Genomic DNA, 23,295 nt, shown 5'->3' with positions numbered 1-23,295 from the left:
CCCGTCAGGCGGCGTCGTCAGCCTGGACCTGACGCTGCAGCACCGAGGAGAACTCCTCCTGGAACACCTCGTAACGCGAGGCGATGCGCTCCACCTTGGTGGCGTAGCGGTTGTAGGCCCACTGCGCGGGAATCGCCGCGAACAGGCCCATGGCCGTGGCGATCAACGCCTCCGAAATGTGCGGCGCGACCACCGCGATGGTGACGTCCTTCATGTCGCCCAGGCCCTGGAAGGCGCCCATGATGCCCCACACCGTACCGAACAGGCCGACGTACGGGCTGATCGAACCGACGTTGGCGAGGAATTCGAGATTGCGCTCCAGCGCGCCGATTTCGCGCGTGCCGGCCACCTGCATCGCGCGTTCCGAACCTTCGATCGCCGCACGGCCATCGCGCGTCTTGCGCTGGCGCTGGCGGGCAAACTCGCGGAAACCGGATTCGAAGATAGTCTCCAGCCCGCCGCTGGCGCCACGGTGGCTCACTTCGCGAAACAACTGGGCCAGGTCGCCGCCGGACCAGAAGCGCTCCTCGAAGCTCTCGGAGTTTTCCAGCGCCTGCTTGGTCTGGCCGTACTTGCGGATGATGATGACCCACGACATGAACGAGAACACCAGCAGGATCAACAGCACGCCTTTGACCGGCAGGCTGGAATTGGTGATCAAATCGATGACATTGAATCCACCGTTCATGGGCTTAGAGCGCTCCGCACCAGTCTGGATCAGGGAGAAATCGGGGGGATGAGACTCGCAGGGATCGGTGCGGCACGCATGCGCGTCATGTCCACGCAGGCCACCCGCACCACGGCGCGGACAAGGCAGGCCCCATCCGCGCGTTCGATCGTCTGGTCGAACAGGATACTGGCTGCGCCCCGTTTCTTGACGCTTACGGTTGCCAGCAATTCATCGTCCAGCAGGGCTGGGCGCAGGAAATCGAGCTCCATGCGGGCCACCAGAAACGCCAACCCGGTGGCTTGCTTGAACGCGAGCTGGTCCACGCCGCGCGCACGCAGCCACTCGGTGCGCGCGCGTTCGAGAAAACGCAGATAGCCCGCGTGGTACACCACGCCGCCGGCATCGGTGTCTTCCCAATACACCCGGATCGGCCAGCGGAACGGCACGGGTTCAGCCATCGGGGTGATCTCCGTCGAACAGATCCGGCACCTGCGCGGGGCGTGTGGGCGGGTTCAGACCCAGGTGGCGCCAGGCCTTGGCGCTCGCCATGCGTCCGCGCGCGGTGCGCACCAGAAAACCCTGCTGGATCAGGTACGGCTCGACCACGTCCTCAAGCGTGCCGCGATCCTCGCTGAGCGCCGCGGCCAGCGACTCGACGCCAACCGGGCCGCCATCGAAGCTCTCGATGATAATGCCAAGCAGGCGCCGGTCGAGTTCGTCGAGCCCATCCGGATCGATCTTCAGCATGTCGAGCGCGGCGCGCGCCGCCGGCAGCGTGATCTCACCCTGCGCGCGCACCTCGGCGTAATCGCGCACCCGGCGCAGCAGGCGGTTGGCGATGCGCGGAGTGCCGCGCGAGCGGCGGGCAATTTCCTGCGCGCCGTCAAGCACGCAGGCAATGCCGAGGATCTTCGCCGAACGGCGCACAATCGCGGTCAGCTCCTCCACGCTGTAGAACTCCAGCCGCTGCACGATGCCGAAGCGGTCGCGCAGTGGCGCGGTGAGCATGCCGGCGCGGGTGGTGGCGCCGACCAGGGTGAACGGCGGCAGGTCGAGCTTGATCGAGCGCGCGGCCGGACCCTCGCCGATCATGATGTCGATCTGGAAATCCTCCATCGCCGGGTACAGCACCTCTTCCACTGCCGGTGCCAGGCGATGGATCTCGTCGACGAACAGCACATCGTTCGGCTGCAGATTGGTCAGCAGTGCTGCGAGGTCGCCGGCGCGTTCCAGTACCGGGCCGGAAGTGGAGCGCAGGCTGACGCCGAGCTCGTTGGCGATGACGTGCGAGAGCGTGGTCTTGCCCAGCCCCGGCGGACCGAAGATCAGCACATGGTCGAGCGCACCGCCGCGCTTCTTTGCCGCCTCGATGTAGATCGCCAGCTGCTCGCGCACCGCATCCTGGCCCAGGTACTCGGCAAACCGGCGTGGACGGATCGTCGCTTCCAGCGCCTCGTCGTCGAGCTGGGAGACGGGAGTGGTGAGGCGGGGTTCGGTCATGGCGGCATTATGGCGGCTCTGGCTCCGTGAGAGGAGCACAAGGCAAGAGCAAGAGCGCCATGCTCATGCTCATGAGCCCGAGGCGGGCAGGATGTCCGCCTCGGGCTCGCAGGGACGGGCTGCGCCCGTCCAGGCTCCGCATGCCGATCGCAAAGCGATCGGCATGCGTGCGGCCCATCCATGGGCCGCGGGGCCGCGGTGGAGATCTGATCCGCGGAGCGGATCAGATCTCCACTTGCGCCCCCAGCTCAATCAGCCGGTTGCCGGGGATCTGGAAAAACGCGGTGGCGGGCAGCGCGTTGCGCGCCATGAAGGCGAACAGCTTGTCGCGCCACAGCGCCATGCCGGGTCGGCGCTTGTCGGCCACGATGTTTTCGCGCGACAGGAAGAACGTGGTGTCCATCATGTCGAAAGCGAGCCCGGCACGTGCACATTGGGCCAGCGCTTGCGGCACGTTGGGAACCTCGGCAAAGCCGAAGTGCAGCTCGATGCCGTAGAACTCGTCGCCCATCGCGTCGATGCGGATGCGCTCGTCGGGGTCGGCCACGGGGGTCTCCAGCATTTCCACCGTAAGCAGCACGTTGCGCTCGTGCAGCACCTTGTTGTGCTTGAGGTTGTGCAGCAGCGCATGCGGCACCGCGTGCTGGTTGGCGGTAAGGAACACTGCCGCGCCGGGCACGCGCAGCGGCGGATGCTCGCGCATCGCCTCGATGAACGGCTTGAGCGCAAGCCCGCCCTGCTGCATCTCGCGCACCAGCAAATCGCGCCCGCGCCGCCACGTCGTCATGATGGTGAAGGTGCACAGGCCGAGTGCCAGCGGGAACCAGCCGCCATCGGGGATCTTCAGGGTATTGGCGCCGAAATAGCTGATGTCGATGGTGAGGAACACCAGCAGCACCAGCAGTACCAGCAGGCGGTTCCAGTGCCACATGCGGCGCGCGACAACCATCACCAGTACGGTGTCAATCGCCATCGTGCCGGTCACCGCAATGCCGTAAGCGCCCGCCAGCGCGTTCGACGAGCCAAAGGCGATCACGGTCAGGATCACGCTGATCATCAGCACCCGGTTGATCCACGGCAGGAATACCTGGCCGATCGCCTCGCGCGAGGTCTGCACCACCTGCATGCGCGGCATGAAGCCGAGCTGCACTGCCTGGCGGAACACCGTGAACGCGCCGGAGATCACCGCCTGCGACGCGATCACCGTGGCCAGCGTCGCCAGCCCGATCATCGGGTACAGCGCCCAATCCGGCACCGCGTGGTAGAACGGATTGGCGATCGCCTCGGGGTGATGCAGCAGCATCGCACCCTGGCCGTAATAGTTGAGCAGCAGCGCCGGCAGCACGAACCCGAACCACGCGGCACGGATCGGAAAGCGGCCAAAGTGCCCCATGTCGGTGTACAGCGCCTCTGCCCCGGTGACGCACAGCACGACCGAGCCGAGCGCGAGCATCGAGGTCTTGCCGTGGGCCATGAAAAACTGCGCGGCATACCACGGGTTGAGCGCCGCCAACACCGCCGGCGCCCTGATGACATTCCACACGCCAACCGCCGCCAGCGCGAGAAACCAGATCGTCATCACCGGGCCAAACAGCGCACCCACACGCGCCGTGCCGTGCCGCTGCAAGGCAAACAGGCCAAACAGCACGATCACGGTGATCGGCACCACCCAGCGCGACAGCGCCGGCGTGGCGACTTCGAGACCTTCGACCGCGGACAGCACCGAGATCGACGGCGTGATCACGCTGTCGCCGAAAAACAGCGCGCCGCCCAACAGCGCCATCAGCATCACCAGCTTGCGCATGCGGTTGGAGCCGCGCACCGCGCGTTGCGCCAGCGCCATCAGCGCCATGATGCCGCCTTCGCCCTTGTTGTCGGCGCGCATCACCACGCTGACGTACTTCACAGCGACCACCATGATGAGCGTCCACGTCACCAGCGACAGCACGCCGATGACGGTTTCCGGGTGCGGATGCAGGCCATGCTCGGGCAGGAACGTCTCGTGCATGGTGTACAGCGGGCTGGTGCCGATGTCGCCGAACACCACGCCCAGCGCACCCAGCACCAGCAGCCGCAGCTTGCCATGCACGCTTGCGCCGTCGGCTGGCTCGCTGCGGTTTGCCGCGCCGGCGGCAGGGTTGCTGGATACGGGTTGCTCGCTCACTGCACTGCCTGCTCAGCCGCCCAACGCAGCGCGCAGCGCCTTGCGGATGATCGCTTCGGCGCTGTCGCCGTCGGCGGCCACTTTTTGCACCAGGCGGGTCACTTCGGCCGGCTTGTAACCCAACTGCTGCAGCGCCACCGTGGCCTCACCGGCCGGATCGAGTGGCGCACTACCGCGGCCCGCACCCGGCAGCGTCACGCCCAGGCCATCCACGCGGTCGCGCAGCTCGACCACGATGCGCTCGGCGGTCTTCTTGCCGATGCCCGGAATCTTGGTCAGCGCCACCACGTCGCCGGCATGCACCAGCCGCGCGAATTCATCGGTGGAGACACCGGAAAGCACGGCCAGCGCGATCTTGGCGCCGATGCCGGAAACCTTCTGCAGGTTGCGAAACAGCACGCGCTCGGCCTCCTTCAGAAAGCCATACAACGCGACGCTGTCCTCCTTTTGCGCGTAATGGGTAAGCAGGATCACTTCCTGGCCCAGCGTTGGCAGGTCGTAGATGGTGGACATCGGCGCTTCCAGCTCGTAGCCGACGCCGCCCACCTCGACCAAAAGCCACGGCGGCTGCTTGGAAATGAGCGTGCCGCGCAGGCGCCCGATCACCGGTGCCTCCGCCACGCGCTGCGTGGAATGCCGACCCGGGCAAGACTGGCGCGGGTATGCGCATGGGTTACCGCGATCGCGAGCGCATCGGCCGCGTCCGGCTGCAGCGGGCCACGCAGGCCGAGCAACACACCGACCATGTGCTGCACCTGGGCCTTGTCGCCGCGGCCACTGCCGACCACTGCCTGTTTCACTTCGGTTGCCGCGTACTCGTGCACCGTTACCCCTCGACTTACCACCGCGCAAATCGCGGCGCCCCGCGCCTGCCCCAGCTTCAACGCCGAGTCGGCGTTGCGCGCCATGAACACGCGCTCGATCCCGCACTCCGTGGGGCAATGGGTGGCGATGATGTCACCCAGCTCGTCAAAAATGCGTTTCAACCGCAACGGGAACGTCGCCTCGCCGACCACCACCAACGCCGTGTGGAACACATGGATCAGGCGCCCCTGGGCATCCACGTCGATGATGCCCACGCCGGTGCGCTGGCTGCCAGGGTCGATGCCCAGGATCCGGGATTCGGGATGGGGGATTGGGGATTCGGTCAAAGCAGTATCTCGCCAGGATGCAGCACCTTGCCGGCACCATGGCCGAATTCCGTGCCTCGCACATTAATGCCGGTTACGACGTAATCCCAGCCACAGTAGGCAACACGTCACCTGCAGCGACGAACCTCGCCGTTGCTCTTGCCGTACCCCCAATTCCGCATCTCGAATCCCGTCACAACGCCGTGTTGCCTACGGCAACACGGCGTTGTGATACACCTCGCTCACGTCGTCCAGCGCATCCAGCGCTTCGATCAGCGAGTTGAGGGATTCGGCAGCGTCGCCACTGACGGCGATGCGGTTGTTGGGGCGCATGCCGACGCCACCGTGGAGGGATTCGAGGCCGGCGTCGATCAGCTTTTGCTGCACGGCTTCGAAGTCGTCCGGCTTGCAGATCACCGTGCTCTCGCCGTTTTCGTTCACCACGTCATCGGCGCCGGCGTCGAGCGCGGCTTCGAGGATTTTCTCCTCGGCGGCTTCATCGCCATTGGTCGCGAACGCGATTTCGCCGCAGCGGGTGAACTGGAACGCGACCGAACCCGAGGTGCCGAGGTTGCCGCCAAAGCGGGTCAGCGCATGGCGCACGTCGGCCACGGTACGCGTGGCGTTGTCGGTGAAACAATCGATGATGAGCGCGATGCCGCCAGGGCCATAACCCTCATAGCGCAGCTCCTCGCCGGCGCCATCGGCGCCCGAGCCGCGCTTGACCGCGCGCTCGATGGTTTCCTTGGTCATGTTCGCCGCCAGCGCCTTGTCGACGGCGGTGCGCAGGCGGGCGTTGAGCGCCGGGTCGGGGACACCGGAGCGCGTGGCAATGGTGATTTCGCGGATCAGCTTGGTGAACAGTTTGCCGCGGCGCGCGTCCTCGGCATTCTTGCGGCCTTCGACGGTTGGACCTCTACCCATGGCGGTTCCCGGTGTGAAAACGAGCGCGCCAGTTTACTGCAAGCACACGGACCCACCGAGCTGACCGGCGTCAAGCGTGGCCCTGATCGAAATGTCCGTGCTGCAGAAAGACGTCTACCTGCTGCGCAACTTCCTGCGAAAACAACAGGCCCGTGTGATTGGCCTCGACCACGCAGTGGTCGGCCAGCCCCGGCAATTCGGTTTCGGCCACCGCCACCGTGCCATCGTGCTCGCCCGCCAGATGCCCGAGCATTGCCCCCAGCCCCAGCGGCATGCGCCCGGCAATCACGCCGACCTCGCGCGGCCCGTCCCAGCGCTCGAAGCCCTGTTCGAGCAACGCGCGGTTGTGGCCAAGCAACGCCTCGCTGCCGTGCCCCCACGCCGCAAACGCGCGTGCGGCCGCACTGCCCTTGAGTGGGGAGCCCAGACACACGACGCGCCCCGGCGGCAACGTCACCTCGCTCAGGCATGCGCGCAACGCCAAGAGACCACCCAGGCTGTGCCCCACCAGATGCACCGGTGCCGGCGCGTACGCCACGATGCGCGCAAGGAGTTGCGCCAGGATGCGCTCCTGGCTGGCCGCCACGCTCATGTAATCGAACCGGTGCACCCGATATCCCGCGGCGATCAGGCGCCGATGCAGCATGCCCAGCGCGAAACCGCGCATCCAGAGGCCGTGCAGGAGCAGGATGTGTTGTTGCATCGACGGGGTTCGGGACAAGAAATTCGGTCAAAGCGTGCCGGCGCAAGCTTGCCACGCCGCGCGCTGGCAATCCGTTAGCTGGCGCACCGCTGATTCAGGTCGATTGCGGCAAGCCACAACCTCGCGCGCCCCCGCTCTACCGAATCCCCAATCCCCAATCTCTACTCCCGAACCATCACATGCAATTCCTTGAGCTGCGGCTCCGACACGTTGGATGGGGCGTCGGTCATCAGGTCCTGCGCGCTGGTGGTCTTGGGGAACGCGATCACGTCGCGAATGGATTCGGTGCCGGCAATCAGCGCGGCGATGCGGTCGATGCCGAACGCGAGGCCGCCGTGCGGCGGGGCGCCGAACTTCAGCGCCTTGAGCAGGAATCCGAATTTCAGCTCGGCCTCCGCCGGCGTGATGCCCAGCAGATCGAACACCGCGCTCTGCATGTCCGGGTGGTGGATGCGGATGGAACCGCCGCCGATCTCGTTGCCATTGAGCACCATGTCGTAGCCGCGGCTAACCGCGGTGGCGGCATGGTCCTTGAGGTTGGCGATGTCGTCGATCTTGGGCGCGGTGAACGGGTGATGCAGGGCGACGTAGCGCTGCTCCGCCTCGTCGAATTCGAACATCGGGAAGTCGGTGACCCACAGCGGCTTCCAGCTGGCTTGGACCAGCCCGCGATCCTTCGCCACCTTGAGCCGCAGCGCGCCCATCGAATCGGTGATCGGCTTCCACTTGCCGGCACCGATGAACACGATGTCGCCCGCCTGCGCGGCCGTGGCCGCAAGCACTGCAGCGAGTGCGGCATCATCGAGGAATTTCGCGATCGGCGAATTGACGCCCTCGCGCCCCTTCGCCGGATCCTCCACCTTGATCCACGCGAGCCCCTTCGCGCCGAACTTGGCGACGTGCTCGGTGAGGTGCTCGATGTCCTTGCGCGAATACGCACTGCCGCCCGGCACGCGCAGCGCCGCGACGCGACCGGCCGGATCGTTCGCCGGCTCGGCGAACACCTTGAACTCGACATGCTTCACCGCATCGGCGATGTCGACCAGCTCCAACGCAATGCGCAGGTCGGGCTTGTCCGAGCCGAAGCGGCGCATCGCCTCCGCCCAGGTCATGCGCGGGAACGGCTCGGCGAGCGCCACGTCCGCCACTTCCTTGAACACGTGGCGGATCAGGTTCTCGGTGAAGTCCTGGATGTCCTTCTCGTCGACGAACGCAAATTCCAGGTCGAGCTGGGTGAACTCGGGCTGACGGTCGGCGCGCAGGTCCTCGTCGCGGAAACAGCGCGCGATCTGGTAGTAGCGGTCGAAGCCGGCAATCATCAAAAGCTGCTTGAAGAGCTGCGGCGATTGCGGCAGCGCGTAGAACTGGCCCGGATGCACGCGGCTGGGCACGAGGTAATCGCGCGCGCCTTCCGGCGTGGCCTTGGTCAGGATCGGGGTTTCCACATCCTGGAAACCGTGCGCGTCCAGATACCGGCGCAGCGCCTGCACCAGCTTGATGCGCTTGCGGATCATTACCTGCATCTCGGGCCGGCGCAGGTCGAGATAGCGGTAGGTCATGCGCAGATCTTCGTTCGGGCTTTCGTGCAGCGCGAACGGCAGATCCTTCGCGGCATTGAGGATCTCGACCTCGTCCGCCAGCACTTCGACCGTGCCGGTCCTGAGCTTGTCGTTGGGCGCCAGGCGCTTGCGCAGGGTGCCGGTCACGCGCACGCAGTATTCGTAGCCGAGCTCGCCGGCGGTGGCGAACGCCGCGGCGTTGTCCTTTTCCACCACGATCTGCGCCAGGCCCTCGTGGTCGCGCAGGTCGACGAACGCCACGTGCGACTGCAGGCGAATCTTGTTGACCCAGCCACACAGGGTGACGGTCTGGCCGACCAGCGACTCATCGATGAGGCCGCAGTAATGCGTGCGCATGCGTCTGGAACTCCGGGCCGAGGCCCACGAAAACGGATGGAAAGACCCGGAATGTTACATCGCGACCGCGCCGCGGTCGCTTCGGCATCGGCCGGCTACCAACCGCCGCGACCGCCCCATGCCGCGCGGAATTGTCCGCGACAACCGTTCTTCACCCACACGCTGTACCGGTCGCTGCCCCAGGTTTCGCCTTCGATGCAGGCCGATTGCGACATCTGCCGCGACAGTACCGCGCGCGGCCACGGCACCTGGCAACGGGCGCCGCGATTGTCGTTGCTGGCGCAATACACCTCGGCGCCGCCGCGATTGCCGCCGTCGTAACCGCCGCGACCGTAGCCGTAGCCGTCATCGCCGTCGTAGTCGCCGCGACCACTGCCGCGGTCGTAGCCATACCCGTAGCCGCGCCGGCCCCAGCCGCGCGCATCGGCGAAATTGCCGCGGCAGCCGTTCTTGATCCACACGCTGTAGGGGTCACTGCCCCAGGTCTCGCCCTCGATGCAGGCCGATTGCGACATTTGCCGGGCCAGCACCGAATCGCGCCACGGCATGCGACAGCGCGTGCCGCGGTTGTCGTTGCTCGCGCAGTAGACCTGCTGCTGGCCGCTGCCACCATAGCGTTGCGCAACGGCGTCGTACGGAACGCAGCCCGCAACCAGCAATACCGCAAAGGTGCCAAGCGTCATGCCGAATACGCGATGCATGCGAAATTTCCTGCGCCGGTAGGTGGGGCTCAAGGTACCCGGGCGCAGGGTCGCCGGCGCAGGGCTCCGGCACTCACGGCATGCCGCGATTCAGCTTGCTAATTGCCGCTGGTCGCAGCCGCCGGTGCCGGTGCCGGTGCCGGGGCTGGTGCCGGCGCGGACGCCGGTGCCGCACCACTGTCGGCGAGGTTGTGCTTGTGGTCGCCGGCACCCTTGAAATCCGTCTCATACCAGCCCTTGCCGGCAAGGCGGAACGTCGGCGCACTCACGCAGCGGTGCAGCGAATCGGCGCCGCAACTCGGACACGCCGTCGGGTCCGGATCGGAAAACTTCTGCAGGTGATCGAAATGGTGGCCGCACTGGCCACACGCAAACTCGTAAATGGGCATGAAGGCTCCAAAGCCGTCGAACCGGTGCCATCCGGCCCGAACGGCATCTCGACAACACGCCATTATTTGGGGTCTGCCCGCCCTTTTCAACGTGCTGCGCCGCTCACGCACCGGCGACACCGGCCGGTTCACCCTCCCTGCACACGAAGATCACGACGCCGGCGGGCGCACCGGGCATCGCGCAGGCCATGCAGACGGCTTATGACGTTGTCACCGACATGGACGTCCAAACGTCCGTTGCAATGCGGACCGCAGGTCGTTAACTTTGTGTTGCTGCGCTGCACCAACCTTTCGGGAGAAGTCATGAAGAACTCGATCCACGACACGCTGAACCGCCGCCCGGCACTGACGGCCCTGGCTACCGCCCTGCTGCTGGCCTTTACCGGGGCGCCGGCTTTTGCGCAGAGCACCGGCGGCACCGACACCGTGTCTCCCGCCAAAGCCAAGCAATTGCAGACGGTGATCGTCACCGGCACCCGCTCGGCCGACCGCACCGAAAGCAGCTCGCTCACCCCGATCGACGTGGTCTCGGCCAAGGTGCTGCAGGAGACCGGCACCACCGACCTGCCCACCGCGCTGGCGCGCATCATTCCGTCGCTGAACTTCCCGCGGCCGGCCGCCGCCGATACCGCCGACACCCAGCGCCCAGCGTAGTTGCGCGGGCTGTCGCCCGACCAGGTGCTGGTACTGGTCAACGGCAAACGCTGGCACCCCGGCGCGATCCTCCTGAACAACGGCGTGATCGGCCGCGGCTCGCAGCCGGTGGATTTGAATACCATCCCGATGACCGCCATCGACCACATCGAAGTGCTGCGCGACGGCGCCTCCGCGCAATACGGCTCCGACGCCATCGCGGGCGTCATCAACATCATCCTGAAAGGTGGCGCCAAAGGCGGTGCGATCGAAGCCAGCGGCGGCCAGTACTCCGCCGGCGATGGCCGCCAGTGGCTGGGTTCGGCCAACTTCGGCATCCCGCTTGGCGAGCAAGGCTTCATGCGCTTCACGCTGGAAAGCGGCAACCAGGACCACACCAACCGCGCCGGTCCGGACAACCGTTCGCCGGCCTGGCAGGCGCTGGGCGTGAACTTCCGCCAGGGCGACCCGGACGTGCACAGCAACAACGTGCTGTTGAACTCGCAGGTCGACATCACGCCGAACGTGCAGCTCTACGCCTTCGGCCACTACAGCCATCGCAACAGCACCTCGCCGGCGTTCTTCCGTTACGGCCTGAACAGCCCGAAGGCGAACAACCCGCTGATGGCCTCGGTGTTCCCCAACGGCTTCCTGCCGCTGGAAAACGCCGACTCCTACGACCGTTCGCTGGTGCTCGGCGTGCGCGGCACGTGGAACGGTTGGCGTTGGGACGTGTCGGCCAATGCCGGCGGCAACCGCGTCTCGTACATGACGCGCAACACCATGAACTACGCCTACCTGCATGATTTCGGCACCACGCCCACGGCGTTCCACGACGGCATCCTGAAATCCAGCCAGCAGGTGTTCGACGTGGATCTGGCCAAGGACTTCCGGCCGACCTGGCTGCCCAACCCGCTGACCGTGGCGTTCGGTGCCGAGTGGCTGCGCCAGGGCTACCAGATCGCCGCCGGCGACCTGCCCTCGTGGTACGTCGGCACCTCCGGCACCTCGGGCGGCGCGCAGGGCTTTGCCGGCTGGCAACCCGCCAACGCGGTGAACAGCGCGCGGCACTCCACCGCCGAGTACGTGGACTTTGAAACCAACCTCACCGACAAGCTCGGCGCGTCGTTGGCGTTGCGCCACGTGAACTACTCCGATTTCGGCGGCACCAACTCGGGCGCGCTGTCGCTGCGCTACGACTTCACCGACAGCTTCGCGTTGCGCGGCAGCGTGTCCAACGGCTTCCGCGCACCGTCGCTGGGGCAGGAGTACTTCTCGCAGATCTCCTCGCTGTTCGTCGCCAACGGCACCTTGCCGGGCCTGCCCGGCGGCATCTACAACCGCGGCCTGGTACCGGTGGGCAGCCCGATCGCGACCCTGCTTGGTGCCGAGGCGCTGAAGCCGGAGAAATCGCGCAACTACACCTTGGGCGCGGTGTGGAACCCGACCGACGCGCTGAGCCTCAGCCTGGACGTCTACCAGATCAACATCTCCAACCGCATCGCGCTGTCCGGTGCGATCTCCACCACCACGCCGGCGGTGGTCAACTACCTGGCCGCCAACGGCATCGGCAACCTCGATTTCAGCAGCATCAACTACTTCACCAACGCGGCCGACACCCGCACCCGCGGCGTGGATTTCGTCGGCACCTATGTGTCCGACTTCGGCAACACCGGCAAACTCACCAGCACGCTCACCGCCAACTACAACCAGAACGTGGTCGACTACGTGAAGCCGAACCCGGCGGTGTTGACCAACCTGGGCGTCGCTTTCACCCGCCTGAGCCGGCAGGACATCAAGGGCTACCTCGCCAACTCCTCGCCGCGCAGCAAGCTGATCTGGAACGAGCGCTACGAGATCGGCCCGTGGAGCTTCACCGGCACGCTGACGCGCTACGGGCGCTATACCAACTACGTAAGCAACATCGCCAGCTACAACCCCGCACGCGGCATCGTCGACCAGACGTATCGCCCGAGCTGGGTGTTCGACCTGGCCGGCAACTACCAGTGGCAGAACTGGACGTTCACGCTCGGCGCCGACAACGCACTCAACGTGCACCCGAACCGGGCGATCGCCAACAACTCGAACAACGGCACGCTGCCCTACTCCACGTTTGCGCCTTTCGGCTACAACGGCGCCTACGTGTACGGCAAGGTGGCCTATCGCTGGTAATGGAGTGGCTGCACGAGCCCCGGCGCATCGCGCGCCGGGGCTTTTCTTTCAGGTGATCGAACGCACCACGCCGCCATCCACGCGCAGTGCGGCGCCGTTGGTGGCGCTGGCCAGCGGGCTTGCCACGTAGGCGATCAGGTTGGCCACTTCATCCGGCCGGATGAAGCGCTTGAGCAGCGACGACGGGCGCGCGGTGGCAAAGAACTGCTTTTCCATCGCCGCGGCATCGGTGTGGTTGGCGCGCGCCATCTCGCCCACGAAACGGGTGACGCCTTCCGAGGCGGTCGGCCCCGGCAGCACGCTGTTGACGGTGACGCCGGTACCAGCCAGCGACTCGGCAAGCCCGCGCGCCACCGCAAGTTGCGCGGTCTTGGTCATGCCGTAGTGGATCATCTCCACCGGAATGTTGAGCGCGGATTCGCTCGACACGAACACGATGCGCCCCCAGTTGCGCGCACGCATGCCCGGTAGCCACGCGCGCGCCAGGCGGATGCCGGAGAGCACATTCACCTCGAAAAAACGCAGCCAGTCGGCATCGTCGATGTCGGCAAACGCGCGTACCTCGAAAATCCCGAGGTTGTTCACCAGCACATCCACCTGCGGCGCCGCCGCCACGGCGGCCGCCACGCCGGCGGCAGTGCCGAGGTCGGTTGCCACGCCGATCACGTCGGCACTGCCAGTGTCCCGTCTGACCTGCGCCACTGCCGCATCGACCCGCGCCTGCGTGCGCCCGTTGACGACCACGCGTGCCCCTTCGCGCGCCAGCCGGGTCGCCGTGGCCAACCCGATGCCTGCGGTCGAACCACTGACGAAAGCCGTCTTGCCGGCCAATTGAAGATCCATCGTGTGCCTCCGTCATGTGCTGCCGGCGAGCTTACCCGGCGGCCGTGCCGGCCTGGTGACGATGTGGCCTGTGCGGGACGCTCGTCGCACCACGTCATGCAGCTGCACAGGCGGCGCGCCAGCGTTCGACGAGGCCCACGCCGGCATCGTCATGGGTGGACACCGCTGCGGACACCGGCTGCAGGTGCAGCGCCGCCAGCACGCGCGCAAATCCCGGCTCGTCACTGTTGTGGGCCACGAAAAGCCAGGGGCGGCAATCGGGGTTGAGACCGATGGCGACCATCGCCACCACGGCGCCGACCAGACCATCGACGAGTACGGGCAGGCCGCGCTGCGCACCGGCGACACAGGCACCGGCCAGCGCGGCCATCCCGAAGCTGCCAAGGCGGCGCAGGCAGGCAAGCGCATCCACCGCACCGGTATGGCGCGCGAGTGCTTCGGCAATCCATGCACCGTCGCGCTGGGGGTTCGTATTCGCCACGTCGCCATCCAACTCGTGCGGGGTGATGCCCAGCAGGCGGCAGGCCAGTGCGCGCCCCGACAACGCATCGGCATCGCCGAGCGTGGCGCCGACGAAAAGCTGCGCGCCGGCGCCGGCCGCAAGTTCGATGCTGGTCGCGCCAATGGTCACGGCGTGCCGCGCCTGTTCGGTACCCATCGCCGGATGCACGCGCCAGTCGAACGTATTCGGCGCGATCACCGCACGCCGCACGCCGGGCAGCTCGCCGGGATCGTCGCGCACGCCGAGATCCACGATGTCGATGCCGGCCCCGAGCGCTTGGAGCCGCGCACGCCGCCCGTCATCCCCACGCGCCAGCGCAGCCAACCGCCCGCCGGTATGCGCCTCGGGTGCCGCTTCGGCGCCAATGCCGTGGTCACCTGCGAACCAGCCGAACTGCACGTGGTCCAGCCGTGGATGCGGGCTGCGCTGGAGCGCGGCGAGTTGCAGGGTCGCGGCGCGGATGCCGTCGGGCATGTCCGCCGGGTCATGCTGCGGCCAGCTTGCGCGCAGCGCTTCGGCCGCGGCCATGTCCGGCTCCGCACACGCGTCGAGCCACCAGTACGCCATGGTCTTGCCTCGCTTGAAAACTGACGTCCATTTCAGCACGCGGTGGCGTGGTGGCTACTGATGCAGCGCAACTGGTCGGCTGCGCCTGAGGGGTGCTGTTTCTGTGTTGAACGGGGCATCAGGGCGGTTTCGTGCGCCCGTTGGGCGCGCGAGCTACTTTTCTCTGGATGGCCAGAGAAAAGTAGCCAAAAGAGAAGCCACCCCGCGGCGGCGCTTTCCGTCCTTCCATGGACGGAAAGTCCGTGAGGCGGGGCCGGGCTTTTCGAGCGGGCATCGTGCCCGCGCGAAAAGGCGAGGCCATCCCTGGCCTCGCCCGCTGCGCGGCTTTTCCGACCCCGCCTCACCGCCGCCGAGGGGCCCCGGGAAAAGCGGCGCGCATCGTGCGCACCAGAAGCAGGCGTTGCGGGCACGACACGAGGCTACGGACACGCCGACAGCGCCCATCGAAGCATGCTCGAGACTGGGGTGCCCTCCACAAACAGCTTTGGGTTCGCACTCGCCCGGCAAGCACCAGTAGGCGCAAACCCTCCCTACGCCGCCAATATTCGTCGCGGGGCGGATTCATCTCGACCAGTCCCTCACCCGGTACCCGGCAGATCAAGCCAGCGTTGGGCGGCCTCAGCCATTGCCGGGGCCGCCCAACGCATCACCGCTTGCGAAACACCAATCGTCCGCTCGCGGCATCCACCACGATGGTTTCGCCGGCGAGGAATTTGCCTTCGAGGATTTCCTTGGCCAGCGGGTTTTCGAGCTGTTGCTGGATCGCGCGCTTGAGCGGGCGAGCGCCGTACACCGGGTCGAAGCCGACGTTGGCGAGCAGGTCGAGGGCGCCGTCTTCCACCTGCAGTTTCAACTGCCGCTCGGCCAGGCGCGATTCCAGGTAAGCCAACTGGATGCGGGCGATGGCGCGGATCTGTGCCTTGCCCAGCGGGCGGAACACCACCAGCTCGTCCAGCCGGTTGATGAACTCCGGGCGGAAATGAGTTTGCACCACGCCGAGCACGGCGGCCTTCATCTTGGTGTACTCGGCCTCGGCATCGTCGCCTTCGCTGGCCAGCTCCTGGATCAGGTTGGAGCCCAGGTTGGAGGTCATCACGATGACGGTGTTGCGGAAATCCACCGTGCGGCCCTGGCCGTCGGTCAGGCGGCCGTCGTCCAGCACCTGCAGCAGGATGTTGAACACGTCCGGGTGCGCCTTCTCCACCTCGTCCAGCAAAATCACGCTGTACGGCCGACGGCGCACCGCTTCGGTGAGGTACCCGCCTTCCTCGTAGCCGACGTAGCCCGGAGGCGCACCGACCAAGCGCGAGACGGAGTGCTTCTCCATGAACTCGCTCATGTCGATGCGCACCATCGCGTCGGTGCTGTCGAACAGGAACTCCGCCAGCGCCTTGCACAGCTCGGTCTTGCCGACGCCGGTGGGGCCGAGGAACAGGAACGAGCCACTCGGCCGGTGCGGATCGGACAACCCGGCGCGCGCACGCCGCACGGCGTCGCTCACCGCGCGCACGGCCTCGTCCTGGCCGACGACGCGCTTGTGCAAGTCGGCCTCCATGTGCAGCAGCTTGTCGCGCTCGCCTTCGAGCATCTTGGCGACCGGGATGCCGGTGGCGCGCGCCACGACTTCGGCAATCTCGTCCGCCGTCACGCGCGTCTGCACCAGCTTGAAATCGCGGTGCTCGGCATCCTGCGCGGCGGCAAGCTGCTTCTCCAGCGCGGGCAGTTCGCCGTACTGGATCTCGCTCATCCTGGTGTAATCCTGCTTGCGCTGCGCGGTTTCGAGGTCGAGCTGAGCCTGCGCGATGCGCTCCTTGACCTTGGTCGTGCCCTGCATCGCGGCCTTTTCGGATTTCCATACCTCGTTCAAATCCGAAAACTCGCGCTCGCCCTTGCTGATCTCGCTTTCGAGATCGGCCAGGCGCTGCTTCGACTCCGCGTCGTGCTCCTTTTTCAGCATCTCGCGCTGGATTTTCAACTGGATCAGCTTGCGTTCGAGACGGTCGAGCTCCTCCGGTTTGGAGTCGATCTCCATGCGGATGCGGCTGGCCGCCTCGTCCATCAGGTCGATGGCCTTGTCGGGCAGCTGGCGGTCGCTGATGTAGCGGTTGGAAAGCGTCGCGGCGGCGACGATCGCGGGGTCGGTGATCTCCACGCCGTGGTGCACGGCGTAGCGCTCTTTCAGGCCGCGCAGGATGGCGATGGTGTCCTCCACGCTCGGCTCGCCGACAAACACCTTCTGGAACCGGCGCTCCAGCGCGGCGTCCTTCTCGATGTACTTGCGGTATTCATCCAGTGTGGTCGCGCCGATGCAGTGCAGTTCGCCGCGCGCGAGCGCGGGCTTGAGCATGTTGCCGGCATCCATCGCGCCCTCGCCCTTGCCGGCGCCGACCATGGTGTGCAGCTCGTCGATGAACAGAATGATCTGGCCTTCGTTCTTGGCGAGGTCCTTGAGCACCGCTTTCAGCCGCTCCTCGAACTCACCACGGAACTTGGCGCCGGCAATCAGCGCGCCCATGTCGAGCGCCAGCACGCGGCGGCCGCGCAAGCCTTCCGGCACCTCGTCCTTGATGATGCGCTGGGCCAGGCCTTCGACGATGGCGGTCTTGCCCACGCCGGGCTCGCCGATCAGCACCGGGTTGTTCTTGGTGCGCCGCTGCAGCACCTGGACGGTGCGGCGAATCTCCTCGTCACGGCCGATTACCGGATCGAGCTTGCCGCTCTCGGCGCGCGCGGTGAGGTCGATGCAGTATTTCTGCAGCGCCTGGCGTGAATCCTCGGCGTTCTCGCTCTGCACCTTCTCGCCGCCGCGCACCTGCTCGATCGCCGCCTCGATGTTGGCCTTGTTCGCGCCGCTGGCTTTCAACGCCTGCCCCAGCTCGCCGCGATCCTCCAGCGCCGCCAGCACGAACAGCTCGCTGGCGATGAACTGGTCGCCGCGCTGCTGCGCCAGCTTGTCGGTGAGGTTGAGCACGCGGTTCAGGTCGTTGCCAAGGCTGATGTCGCCTTCCTGCCCGCGCACGGTCGGCAGCCGGCCAAGAAGGGCGTCGAGCTTCTGCCGCAGCCCCTGCACGTCCACGCCGGCATGCGCCAGCAGCGGCACCGTGGAGCCGCCCTGCTGGTCAAGCAGCGCCGCCATCACGTGCACCGGTTCGAGAATGTTGTGGTCGCGGCCCACGGCCAGCGACTGCGCGTCGGCCAGCGCCTGCTGGAAACGCGAAGTGAGTTTGTCCATCCGCATCGGGCGATCCCCATCACAAGGTTTGGCGGCACCGCCGCCACTGCGAGGGAGATGTGGACGGCCGCAAACGATTCAAGCTGCGCGGCACCCACCCACGGCCCCGAGTCAGCTCATCTCCCTGCCCCGGCACCCGCTTCCGGTCTTCATCGGTACGCGCGCCAGTGGCCCGCCAATACATCTCCCTGCCGCATGAAGGCAGCGCGAAAAACCACCCACCGATCACCTCTCAGCCGGCCCGAACCCGGCCCCGCGGCAACCACGGCTTGAGCGCTTCCTCGGCCATCGCCGGCCACTCCTTGTTGGCCTTGGGATTGGCCGGGCTGGGGTGCGGCAGATAGTCCGCAGTGATCCCGAGCACCTCGTTGATGCGGCGCTCGGCGTAGCGGCCAATGCCGACGACCGCCTGCGGTTCCAGCGCGCGCACCACGGATTTCAATGCGTGGTCGCAGGCGACCGTCAGCGCATCGTGCTCCGCGCGCGTCAGCTTTTCGGGGATCAGGTTGCGGCCGTCTTTCAGGAACAGCAGCGGGCAGTAGTTCCAGACGAAAAAGCGCTCGAAAAACGCCTCCGGCGGGCCAAGCCGGTCCCGCGCCCAGCGCCACACGCGCGAGCCGCTGCCTTCGCCGCGGTGGCAGGCCATGCCGAGAATCGGATATTTCGGGTGCTGCGCCGGCAGCGTGCGCGCGAGCTGCATGTCGATGTGGAACCAGTCGCGCACCATGATGACGTCGCCGAACGGCACCCCGGTCTGCGCCATGCCCCACGGCCCCGGATTCATGCCCACCAGCAACACGCGCCCTTTCGGCGCGCCGTAGCGGTCGAGGTATTGATGGTGCCCGTCCCACGCGTACCGGAGCGGGTTGTAGACGTGGGAGGGGGTGTGCAGGTCGAGCGCCTGCATGTCACGCGCCAAGCGGCGGGTGATGCGGATGATCGGTAACGTGGTGGGCATGCGCGAACGGAATGGATGGAACACGATCCACCACCTTACTCCGCGCGGCGATGACGCCGCGGGTTTGGCGGTGGGGGCGGCACTGGAGAGGTGTCGTGTGGCGCCAGAGCGACGCGCGGCGTCAGAGCGGTTCGCGTGGCATCAGCGCGACGCGCGGCATTAGAGCGGTTTCGTGTGGAGCCGGCGGTGGGCGCGGCACCAGAGCGGTTTCGTGTGGGGCCAGCGCGACGCGCCGCACTAGAGCGGTTTCGTGTGGGGCCAGCGCGGGGCGTGGCATCAGAGCGGTGTCGTGCGGTGCCAGCGGCGGGCGCGGCATCAGAGCGGTTTCGTGCGCCCTTTGGGCGCGCGAGCTACTTTCTCTTTGCTTGCCCAAAGAGAAAGTAGCCAAAGAGAAACGGCACCCCGCGGCGGCGCTTTTTGCCCATCCGTGGGCAAAAAGTCCGTGAGGCGGGGCCGGGCTTTTCGAGCGGGCATCGTGCCCGCGCGAAAAGGCGAGGCCATCCCTGGCCTCGCCCGCTGCGCGGCTTTTCCGACCCCGCCTCACCGCCGCCGAGGGGCCCCCGGAAGAGCGGCGCGCATCGTGCGCGCCAGAGGCAACAGCAACGGCAACGGCCACAGCACTGCGGTGCCGCGGCGCTGCGGGTTTGTTGTAGGAGCCCGCTAGCGGGCGATGCTTCTTGCGAAAAGTATCGCCCGCGAGCGGGCCCCTACAGTTGGTAGTACGCGGCTGCTCTGCTTCGGGCGCGCAGACGCGCGCCTGCTCTTCGGGGCCCCTATGGCGCGGCGGGTGGGCTGCGGATAGTCCGCAGGATGGCCCGCAGGGAGGCGGGCCAGTTTTCCGCCGGCACACGGAGGTGCCGTCGGAAAACCCCGCAGCCCACCCGCGCACCCGCAGGGCAGGATGCCCGGAGGGCGCGCCATCGGGGTGGCTTCTCTTTTGGCTACTTTTCTCTGGCCATTCAGAGAAAAGTAGCTCGGACGCCCAAAGGGCGTTCGAAACCGCTCTAGTGCCGCGCCCCGCGCTGGCCCGCACGAAACCACTCTGATGCGCGCCAACCACAAAACCCGCGCCCCGATGTGACCCAGCCAAAGACGAGCCCCACCCGGATGCAACCGAAATGAGGCCCACCCCTCAGCCAACCAGCATCACTTCGAAGCCGCGGCCGGCGCCGCCGTCCACTGCTTCAGCCACGCGTTCACCGTGTCGTGCCACAGCACGCTGTTGTGCGGCTTCAGCACCCAGTGGTTTTCGTCCGGGAAGGTGAGGAACTCGCTGGGGATGCCGCGGCGCTGCAGCGCGGTGAAAGCGCCAAGGCCCTGCGCCAACGGGATGCGGAAATCCTTCTCCGAGTGGATCACCAGCATCGGCACGCGCCAGTCCTTCACGTGGTCGATCGGGTTGAACTTCTCGTAGTTGGCCGGCACGTCGTACTGCGTGCCGCCGTGCTCGCGCTCCTCGAACCACAGCTCCTCGGTGGAGTAATACATCGAGCGGGCGTCGAACACGCCATCGTGGTCGACGAAGCATTTCCACGGGCCGTTCCACACGCCGGCGATCCAATACGTCATGTAGCCGCCGTAGCTCGCCCCAAGCGCGCAGGCTCGGTTGCCGTCGAGGAACGAGTACTTCGCCAGCGCGGCCTTCCAGCCGAGTTTCAGATCCTCCAGCGGCTTGCCGCCCCAATCGCCGGAGATCGAATCGGTGAACGCCTGGCCGTAGCCGGTGGAACCGTGGAAGTTGATGGTGACCACCGCAAAGCCCTGGCCCGCGTAGGTCTGCGGGTTCCAGCGATAGCTCCAACTGTTGGTCATCGCCCCCTGCGGGCCGCCGTGGATAATGAACGCGACCGGGTAGGTCTTGCCAGCCTGGTAGCCTACCGGCTTCACCACGTAGCCCTGCACGGTTTCGTGGTTCCAGCCCTTGAAGGTGAAGAACTCCGCATCGCCCTCGTGCGCGTTGGCAAGCATCGACGCGTTGTAATGCGTCACCTGCTTGAGCGCCTTGCCGTCGGCATCCACGGTGTACAGGTCGTTCGGGCGCTTGAGGTCGTTGCGCGCCAAGAGCACGCGCGAGCCGGCCATGGAGTAGCCGCCGACCGCGCCATCGCTCACCAGCTTGCGCACCGCGCCGCTGGCCGCATCCACCGCAAAAAGCGGGTGCTGGCCCTCGTCGTCGGTGGTGACGTAGAGCGTCTTGCCATCGGCGGATATGCTCATGCTGCCGGGCGAGCGATCCCACTTGGGGTCGACTTCGCGCTTGGCGCCGGTGGCAAGATCCAGCGCCATGATGCCGAAGCGGTCCGCCTCGAAACCGGGCACCTTCATCGCCAGGTAGTACAGCGTCTTGCCATCCGGCGAGGGCACTGGGTAGGCGTCCCAGGCCTTGTTTTCCGCGGTGAGGTTCACCGGCGCCGCGTTGCCGTCGACCGACACCTGGTAGATGTCGAAATTGGTCGACCACGGCTCGCTCACGCCGGCAATGCGCACGCCGAAATACACCGTCTTGCCATCCGGCGAAAACGCGAACTCGCTGTCGTCGCCAAACGGCTTGCTCGGGATGTCGCCGTCGATCCCGCGCGAGAGCAGCACCGGCTCCGCCGGCAGCTCGCCATTCGCGCCGAAACGACCGAGATAGAGCTGATTGCGCGTGCCGTCGGCCCAGGTATCCCAGTGGCGTACGAAGAGTTTCTTGTAAAGCGTGCCGGTGGTCTTGTCCGCCGCGCGCTTGTCCGCGCGCGCCTTGCTGCACGCCAGCGTGGTGCACTCGCGGAACGCCGCGTAGGAGAGCAGCACGCTCTTGCCGTCCGGCGACAGCTTGTACGCCTGCAGATCGAGCACGCCGTGGCTCACCTGCACCGGGGCTTTCGCCGTGGCCAGATCGAGCGCGCCCTTGGCGTCGGCAAAATCCACCCGCCACAACTGCGCCACGTCCTTCACCGGCGCCACATAATAAAGACTGCGCCCGTCCGGCGCCCAGCGCGGGGAGGAAACGCCGGTCTTCACCACCGTCACCGGTTCACCGCCGTGCGCAAGATCGAGCACCGCCAGCGCGGTCACACCCTTGTTCGCCGCGTAATCGGTGCTGCGCACGGTGAATGCCGCATAGCGCCCATCCGGCGAAAGCTGCGGGTCGGACACCCGCTGCAGCATCACCAGGTCGCGCACATTGAACGGATGCGGCGCGGTATCCAGCGTGATCGCGGTATCCACCGGCGCCACCGTCGGCACCTCCGCCGCCAGCGCCGGCGCTGCCGCCATGGCCAGCAGCAACGCCGTGGTCAGGGTTTTGCTCATGGTCCGTTCCCCATTGAAATGAATGGGGCACGGTAAACAGCGGAGGCGGCAGGTGCAAGCGAAGGGAGGAACGGGGGCGGAGTATCACTTCCGGGCCGTAAGGCAAAGCGTTGCTGGGTAAAAGCAGCACCCTGACTCCATCCACTCCGCCCGTGCTCTTCAACACCTCTTGCCTCTTCGACCCAGCATTACGAACCAACCGCCTGCCACAACTTGCCGTAAAAGGTCACAAAGTGACGTTAAGCGGAAGGCACCAATAACACCCAGCACACTTGGTCCACCGTCACCGACACGACCGATTCTCACCGCATGTCGGCTTTCGTGACCGCGTGCACACCACGTGTATCGTGAAAGATGCGGCAATATGCAAGGGGTTGCGGTGGCATGCTCAGTGCTTCGCATACGCCAGCTTCCTGGTCGTTCCTGACCAAGTCGTGTGAGGGGTTCGATCCCGCCTAGGGGGTATCGGGGCCGGAACCCAGGGGGCCACAACGTTAGCTAACCGTTAAGAGGAACTATCATGAAGAACCTGCAAAAAGGCTTCACCCTGATCGAATTGATGATCGTGGTCGCGATCATCGCGATCTTGGCGGCGATTGCGATTCCGGCGTATCAGGACTACATCACCAAGTCGCAGTTCACCGAGTCGCAGACAGTGGCTGACGGCCTGAAAACCCCGATCCAGGAGTTCTACACTCAGAACGGTACCTGCCCGCAGGTTGGTACAGCCGGCAGTGGTTTGGCATCCAACGTTGCCAGCTACGCAGGCAAGTACGTTGCCTCTGCCTCCGTGGGCACCAGCACCACTGCCGGTACGCTCTGCCCGATCACCGTAACCTTCAAGGCAGCATCGGTTGCTAAGCAGCTGGTGAGTGCGACTGTCGTTTTCAACGGCACCGACAATGGCGGCACGTTCAGTTGGAAATGCACCAGCGCGGTTGCTGACAAGTACAAACCGGACGCCTGCCGTTAATCGTTTCGGCGCGTTGCAACCAGG

The 23,295-nt window shown here is 66.3% G+C and carries 19 protein-coding genes; 3 read left to right on the top strand and 16 right to left on the bottom strand.

Annotation, left to right across the window (positions count from 1 at the left end):
* Window positions 1-4 precede the first annotated feature (4 nt).
* The 11 genes from tolQ to AC3WP6_RS04860 form a co-directional block, all read right to left on the bottom strand.
* The gene (gene tolQ / locus AC3WP6_RS04910) at window positions 5-688 is read right to left on the bottom strand and encodes a protein TolQ (protein WP_492626678.1); all 684 of its coding nucleotides are present in this window, start codon (window positions 686-688) and stop codon (window positions 5-7) included.
* A 29-nt stretch (window positions 689-717) separates the two neighbouring features.
* The gene (ybgC, locus tag AC3WP6_RS04905) at window positions 718-1,128 is read right to left on the bottom strand and encodes a tol-pal system-associated acyl-CoA thioesterase (protein WP_492626677.1); all 411 of its coding nucleotides are present in this window, start codon (window positions 1,126-1,128) and stop codon (window positions 718-720) included.
* On the bottom strand, window positions 1,121-2,170 hold the full coding sequence (ruvB, locus tag AC3WP6_RS04900; protein ID WP_492626676.1) for a Holliday junction branch migration DNA helicase RuvB: 1,050 nt from the start codon (window positions 2,168-2,170) through the stop codon (window positions 1,121-1,123). The genes ybgC and ruvB overlap by 8 nt, the downstream gene beginning before the upstream one ends.
* Before the next feature lie 223 nt (window positions 2,171-2,393).
* Window positions 2,394-4,334, bottom strand: a complete 1,941-nt coding sequence (locus tag AC3WP6_RS04895; protein WP_492626675.1) for a potassium transporter Kup — start codon at window positions 4,332-4,334, stop codon at window positions 2,394-2,396.
* 12 nt (window positions 4,335-4,346) lie between these two features.
* Window positions 4,347-4,940, bottom strand: coding sequence for a Holliday junction branch migration protein RuvA (gene ruvA / locus AC3WP6_RS04890; protein WP_492626674.1), 594 nt, complete (start codon window positions 4,938-4,940; stop codon window positions 4,347-4,349).
* Entirely contained in the window at window positions 4,937-5,485 is a 549-nt protein-coding gene (ruvC, locus tag AC3WP6_RS04885) for a crossover junction endodeoxyribonuclease RuvC (protein ID WP_492626673.1), read from the bottom strand. Before ruvC ends, ruvA begins: the two co-directional genes overlap by 4 nt.
* A 189-nt stretch (window positions 5,486-5,674) precedes the next feature.
* Window positions 5,675-6,388: a YebC/PmpR family DNA-binding transcriptional regulator gene (locus AC3WP6_RS04880; protein ID WP_492626672.1), complete on the bottom strand. Its 714-nt coding sequence runs from the start codon at window positions 6,386-6,388 to the stop codon at window positions 5,675-5,677.
* Window positions 6,389-6,458: 70 nt separating this feature from the next.
* A complete protein-coding gene (locus AC3WP6_RS04875; RefSeq protein ID WP_492626671.1) occupies window positions 6,459-7,091 on the bottom strand; it encodes an esterase/lipase family protein in 633 nt (210 codons plus the stop codon).
* A gap of 161 nt (window positions 7,092-7,252) precedes the next feature.
* A complete protein-coding gene (gene aspS, locus AC3WP6_RS04870) occupies window positions 7,253-9,007 on the bottom strand; it encodes an aspartate--tRNA ligase (protein WP_492626670.1) in 1,755 nt (584 codons plus the stop codon).
* Between the two features lie 95 nt (window positions 9,008-9,102).
* Window positions 9,103-9,708 carry a DUF3011 domain-containing protein gene (locus tag AC3WP6_RS04865; protein WP_492626669.1) on the bottom strand — a complete coding sequence of 202 codons (606 nt, stop codon included), beginning with the start codon at window positions 9,706-9,708 and terminating at the stop codon, window positions 9,103-9,105.
* A 98-nt stretch (window positions 9,709-9,806) separates the two neighbouring features.
* Entirely contained in the window at window positions 9,807-10,097 is a 291-nt protein-coding gene (locus AC3WP6_RS04860) for an FmdB family zinc ribbon protein (RefSeq protein WP_492626668.1), read from the bottom strand.
* Between the two features lie 303 nt (window positions 10,098-10,400).
* On the opposite strand from AC3WP6_RS04860, the gene AC3WP6_RS04855 reads away from it, so the two are divergent.
* On the top strand, window positions 10,401-10,751 hold the full coding sequence (locus AC3WP6_RS04855) for a hypothetical protein (protein ID WP_492626667.1): 351 nt from the start codon (window positions 10,401-10,403) through the stop codon (window positions 10,749-10,751).
* Window positions 10,752-12,902 (top strand): TonB-dependent receptor, encoded by a 2,151-nt coding sequence (locus AC3WP6_RS04850; RefSeq protein WP_492626666.1) that lies wholly within the window; start codon window positions 10,752-10,754, stop codon window positions 12,900-12,902.
* A 48-nt stretch (window positions 12,903-12,950) separates the two neighbouring features.
* Here AC3WP6_RS04850 and AC3WP6_RS04845 read toward each other — a convergent pair whose 3' ends face one another.
* The 5 genes from AC3WP6_RS04845 to AC3WP6_RS04825 all read right to left on the bottom strand — a co-directional run bounded on the left by AC3WP6_RS04845 (window position 12,951) and on the right by AC3WP6_RS04825 (window position 22,298).
* Window positions 12,951-13,745 (bottom strand): SDR family NAD(P)-dependent oxidoreductase, encoded by a 795-nt coding sequence (locus AC3WP6_RS04845; protein WP_492626665.1) that lies wholly within the window; start codon window positions 13,743-13,745, stop codon window positions 12,951-12,953.
* 94 nt (window positions 13,746-13,839) lie between these two features.
* Entirely contained in the window at window positions 13,840-14,814 is a 975-nt protein-coding gene (locus tag AC3WP6_RS04840) for a nicotinate-nucleotide--dimethylbenzimidazole phosphoribosyltransferase (RefSeq protein WP_492626664.1), read from the bottom strand.
* A gap of 646 nt (window positions 14,815-15,460) precedes the next feature.
* Window positions 15,461-18,052 (bottom strand): ATP-dependent chaperone ClpB, encoded by a 2,592-nt coding sequence (gene clpB, locus AC3WP6_RS04835; protein ID WP_492626663.1) that lies wholly within the window; start codon window positions 18,050-18,052, stop codon window positions 15,461-15,463.
* A 226-nt stretch (window positions 18,053-18,278) separates the two neighbouring features.
* On the bottom strand, window positions 18,279-19,028 hold the full coding sequence (locus AC3WP6_RS04830) for a uracil-DNA glycosylase family protein (RefSeq protein ID WP_492626662.1): 750 nt from the start codon (window positions 19,026-19,028) through the stop codon (window positions 18,279-18,281).
* A gap of 1,122 nt (window positions 19,029-20,150) precedes the next feature.
* Window positions 20,151-22,298, bottom strand: coding sequence for a dipeptidyl-peptidase 5 (locus tag AC3WP6_RS04825; protein ID WP_492626661.1), 2,148 nt, complete (start codon window positions 22,296-22,298; stop codon window positions 20,151-20,153).
* Window positions 22,299-22,818: 520 nt separating this feature from the next.
* Here AC3WP6_RS04825 and AC3WP6_RS04820 point away from each other — a divergent pair.
* Window positions 22,819-23,271, top strand: coding sequence for a pilin (locus AC3WP6_RS04820; RefSeq protein ID WP_492626660.1), 453 nt, complete (start codon window positions 22,819-22,821; stop codon window positions 23,269-23,271).
* Window positions 23,272-23,295: the final 24 nt, after the last annotated feature.

The sequence above is a fragment of the Rhodanobacter sp. FW106-HT46G03 genome (genome assembly GCF_058789895.1).
The sequence above is the reverse complement of the archived record's forward strand: the minus strand, read 5'-3'. Positions and strand labels throughout refer to the sequence as shown.

Coding starts and splice junctions, on each gene's coding strand:
- tolQ (WP_492626678.1), bottom strand. CDS start 688: ATGAACGGTGGATTCAATGTCATCGATTTGATCACCAATTCCAGCCTG.
- ybgC (WP_492626677.1), bottom strand. CDS start 1,128: ATGGCTGAACCCGTGCCGTTCCGCTGGCCGATCCGGGTGTATTGGGAA.
- ruvB (WP_492626676.1), bottom strand. CDS start 2,170: ATGACCGAACCCCGCCTCACCACTCCCGTCTCCCAGCTCGACGACGAG.
- AC3WP6_RS04880 (WP_492626672.1), bottom strand. CDS start 6,388: ATGGGTAGAGGTCCAACCGTCGAAGGCCGCAAGAATGCCGAGGACGCG.
- AC3WP6_RS04875 (WP_492626671.1), bottom strand. CDS start 7,091: ATGCAACAACACATCCTGCTCCTGCACGGCCTCTGGATGCGCGGTTTC.
- aspS (WP_492626670.1), bottom strand. CDS start 9,007: ATGCGCACGCATTACTGCGGCCTCATCGATGAGTCGCTGGTCGGCCAG.
- AC3WP6_RS04865 (WP_492626669.1), bottom strand. CDS start 9,708: ATGCATCGCGTATTCGGCATGACGCTTGGCACCTTTGCGGTATTGCTG.
- AC3WP6_RS04860 (WP_492626668.1), bottom strand. CDS start 10,097: ATGCCCATTTACGAGTTTGCGTGTGGCCAGTGCGGCCACCATTTCGAT.
- AC3WP6_RS04855 (WP_492626667.1), top strand. CDS start 10,401: ATGAAGAACTCGATCCACGACACGCTGAACCGCCGCCCGGCACTGACG.
- AC3WP6_RS04845 (WP_492626665.1), bottom strand. CDS start 13,745: ATGGATCTTCAATTGGCCGGCAAGACGGCTTTCGTCAGTGGTTCGACC.
- AC3WP6_RS04840 (WP_492626664.1), bottom strand. CDS start 14,814: ATGGCGTACTGGTGGCTCGACGCGTGTGCGGAGCCGGACATGGCCGCG.
- clpB (WP_492626663.1), bottom strand. CDS start 18,052: ATGCGGATGGACAAACTCACTTCGCGTTTCCAGCAGGCGCTGGCCGAC.
- AC3WP6_RS04825 (WP_492626661.1), bottom strand. CDS start 22,298: ATGAGCAAAACCCTGACCACGGCGTTGCTGCTGGCCATGGCGGCAGCG.
- AC3WP6_RS04820 (WP_492626660.1), top strand. CDS start 22,819: ATGAAGAACCTGCAAAAAGGCTTCACCCTGATCGAATTGATGATCGTG.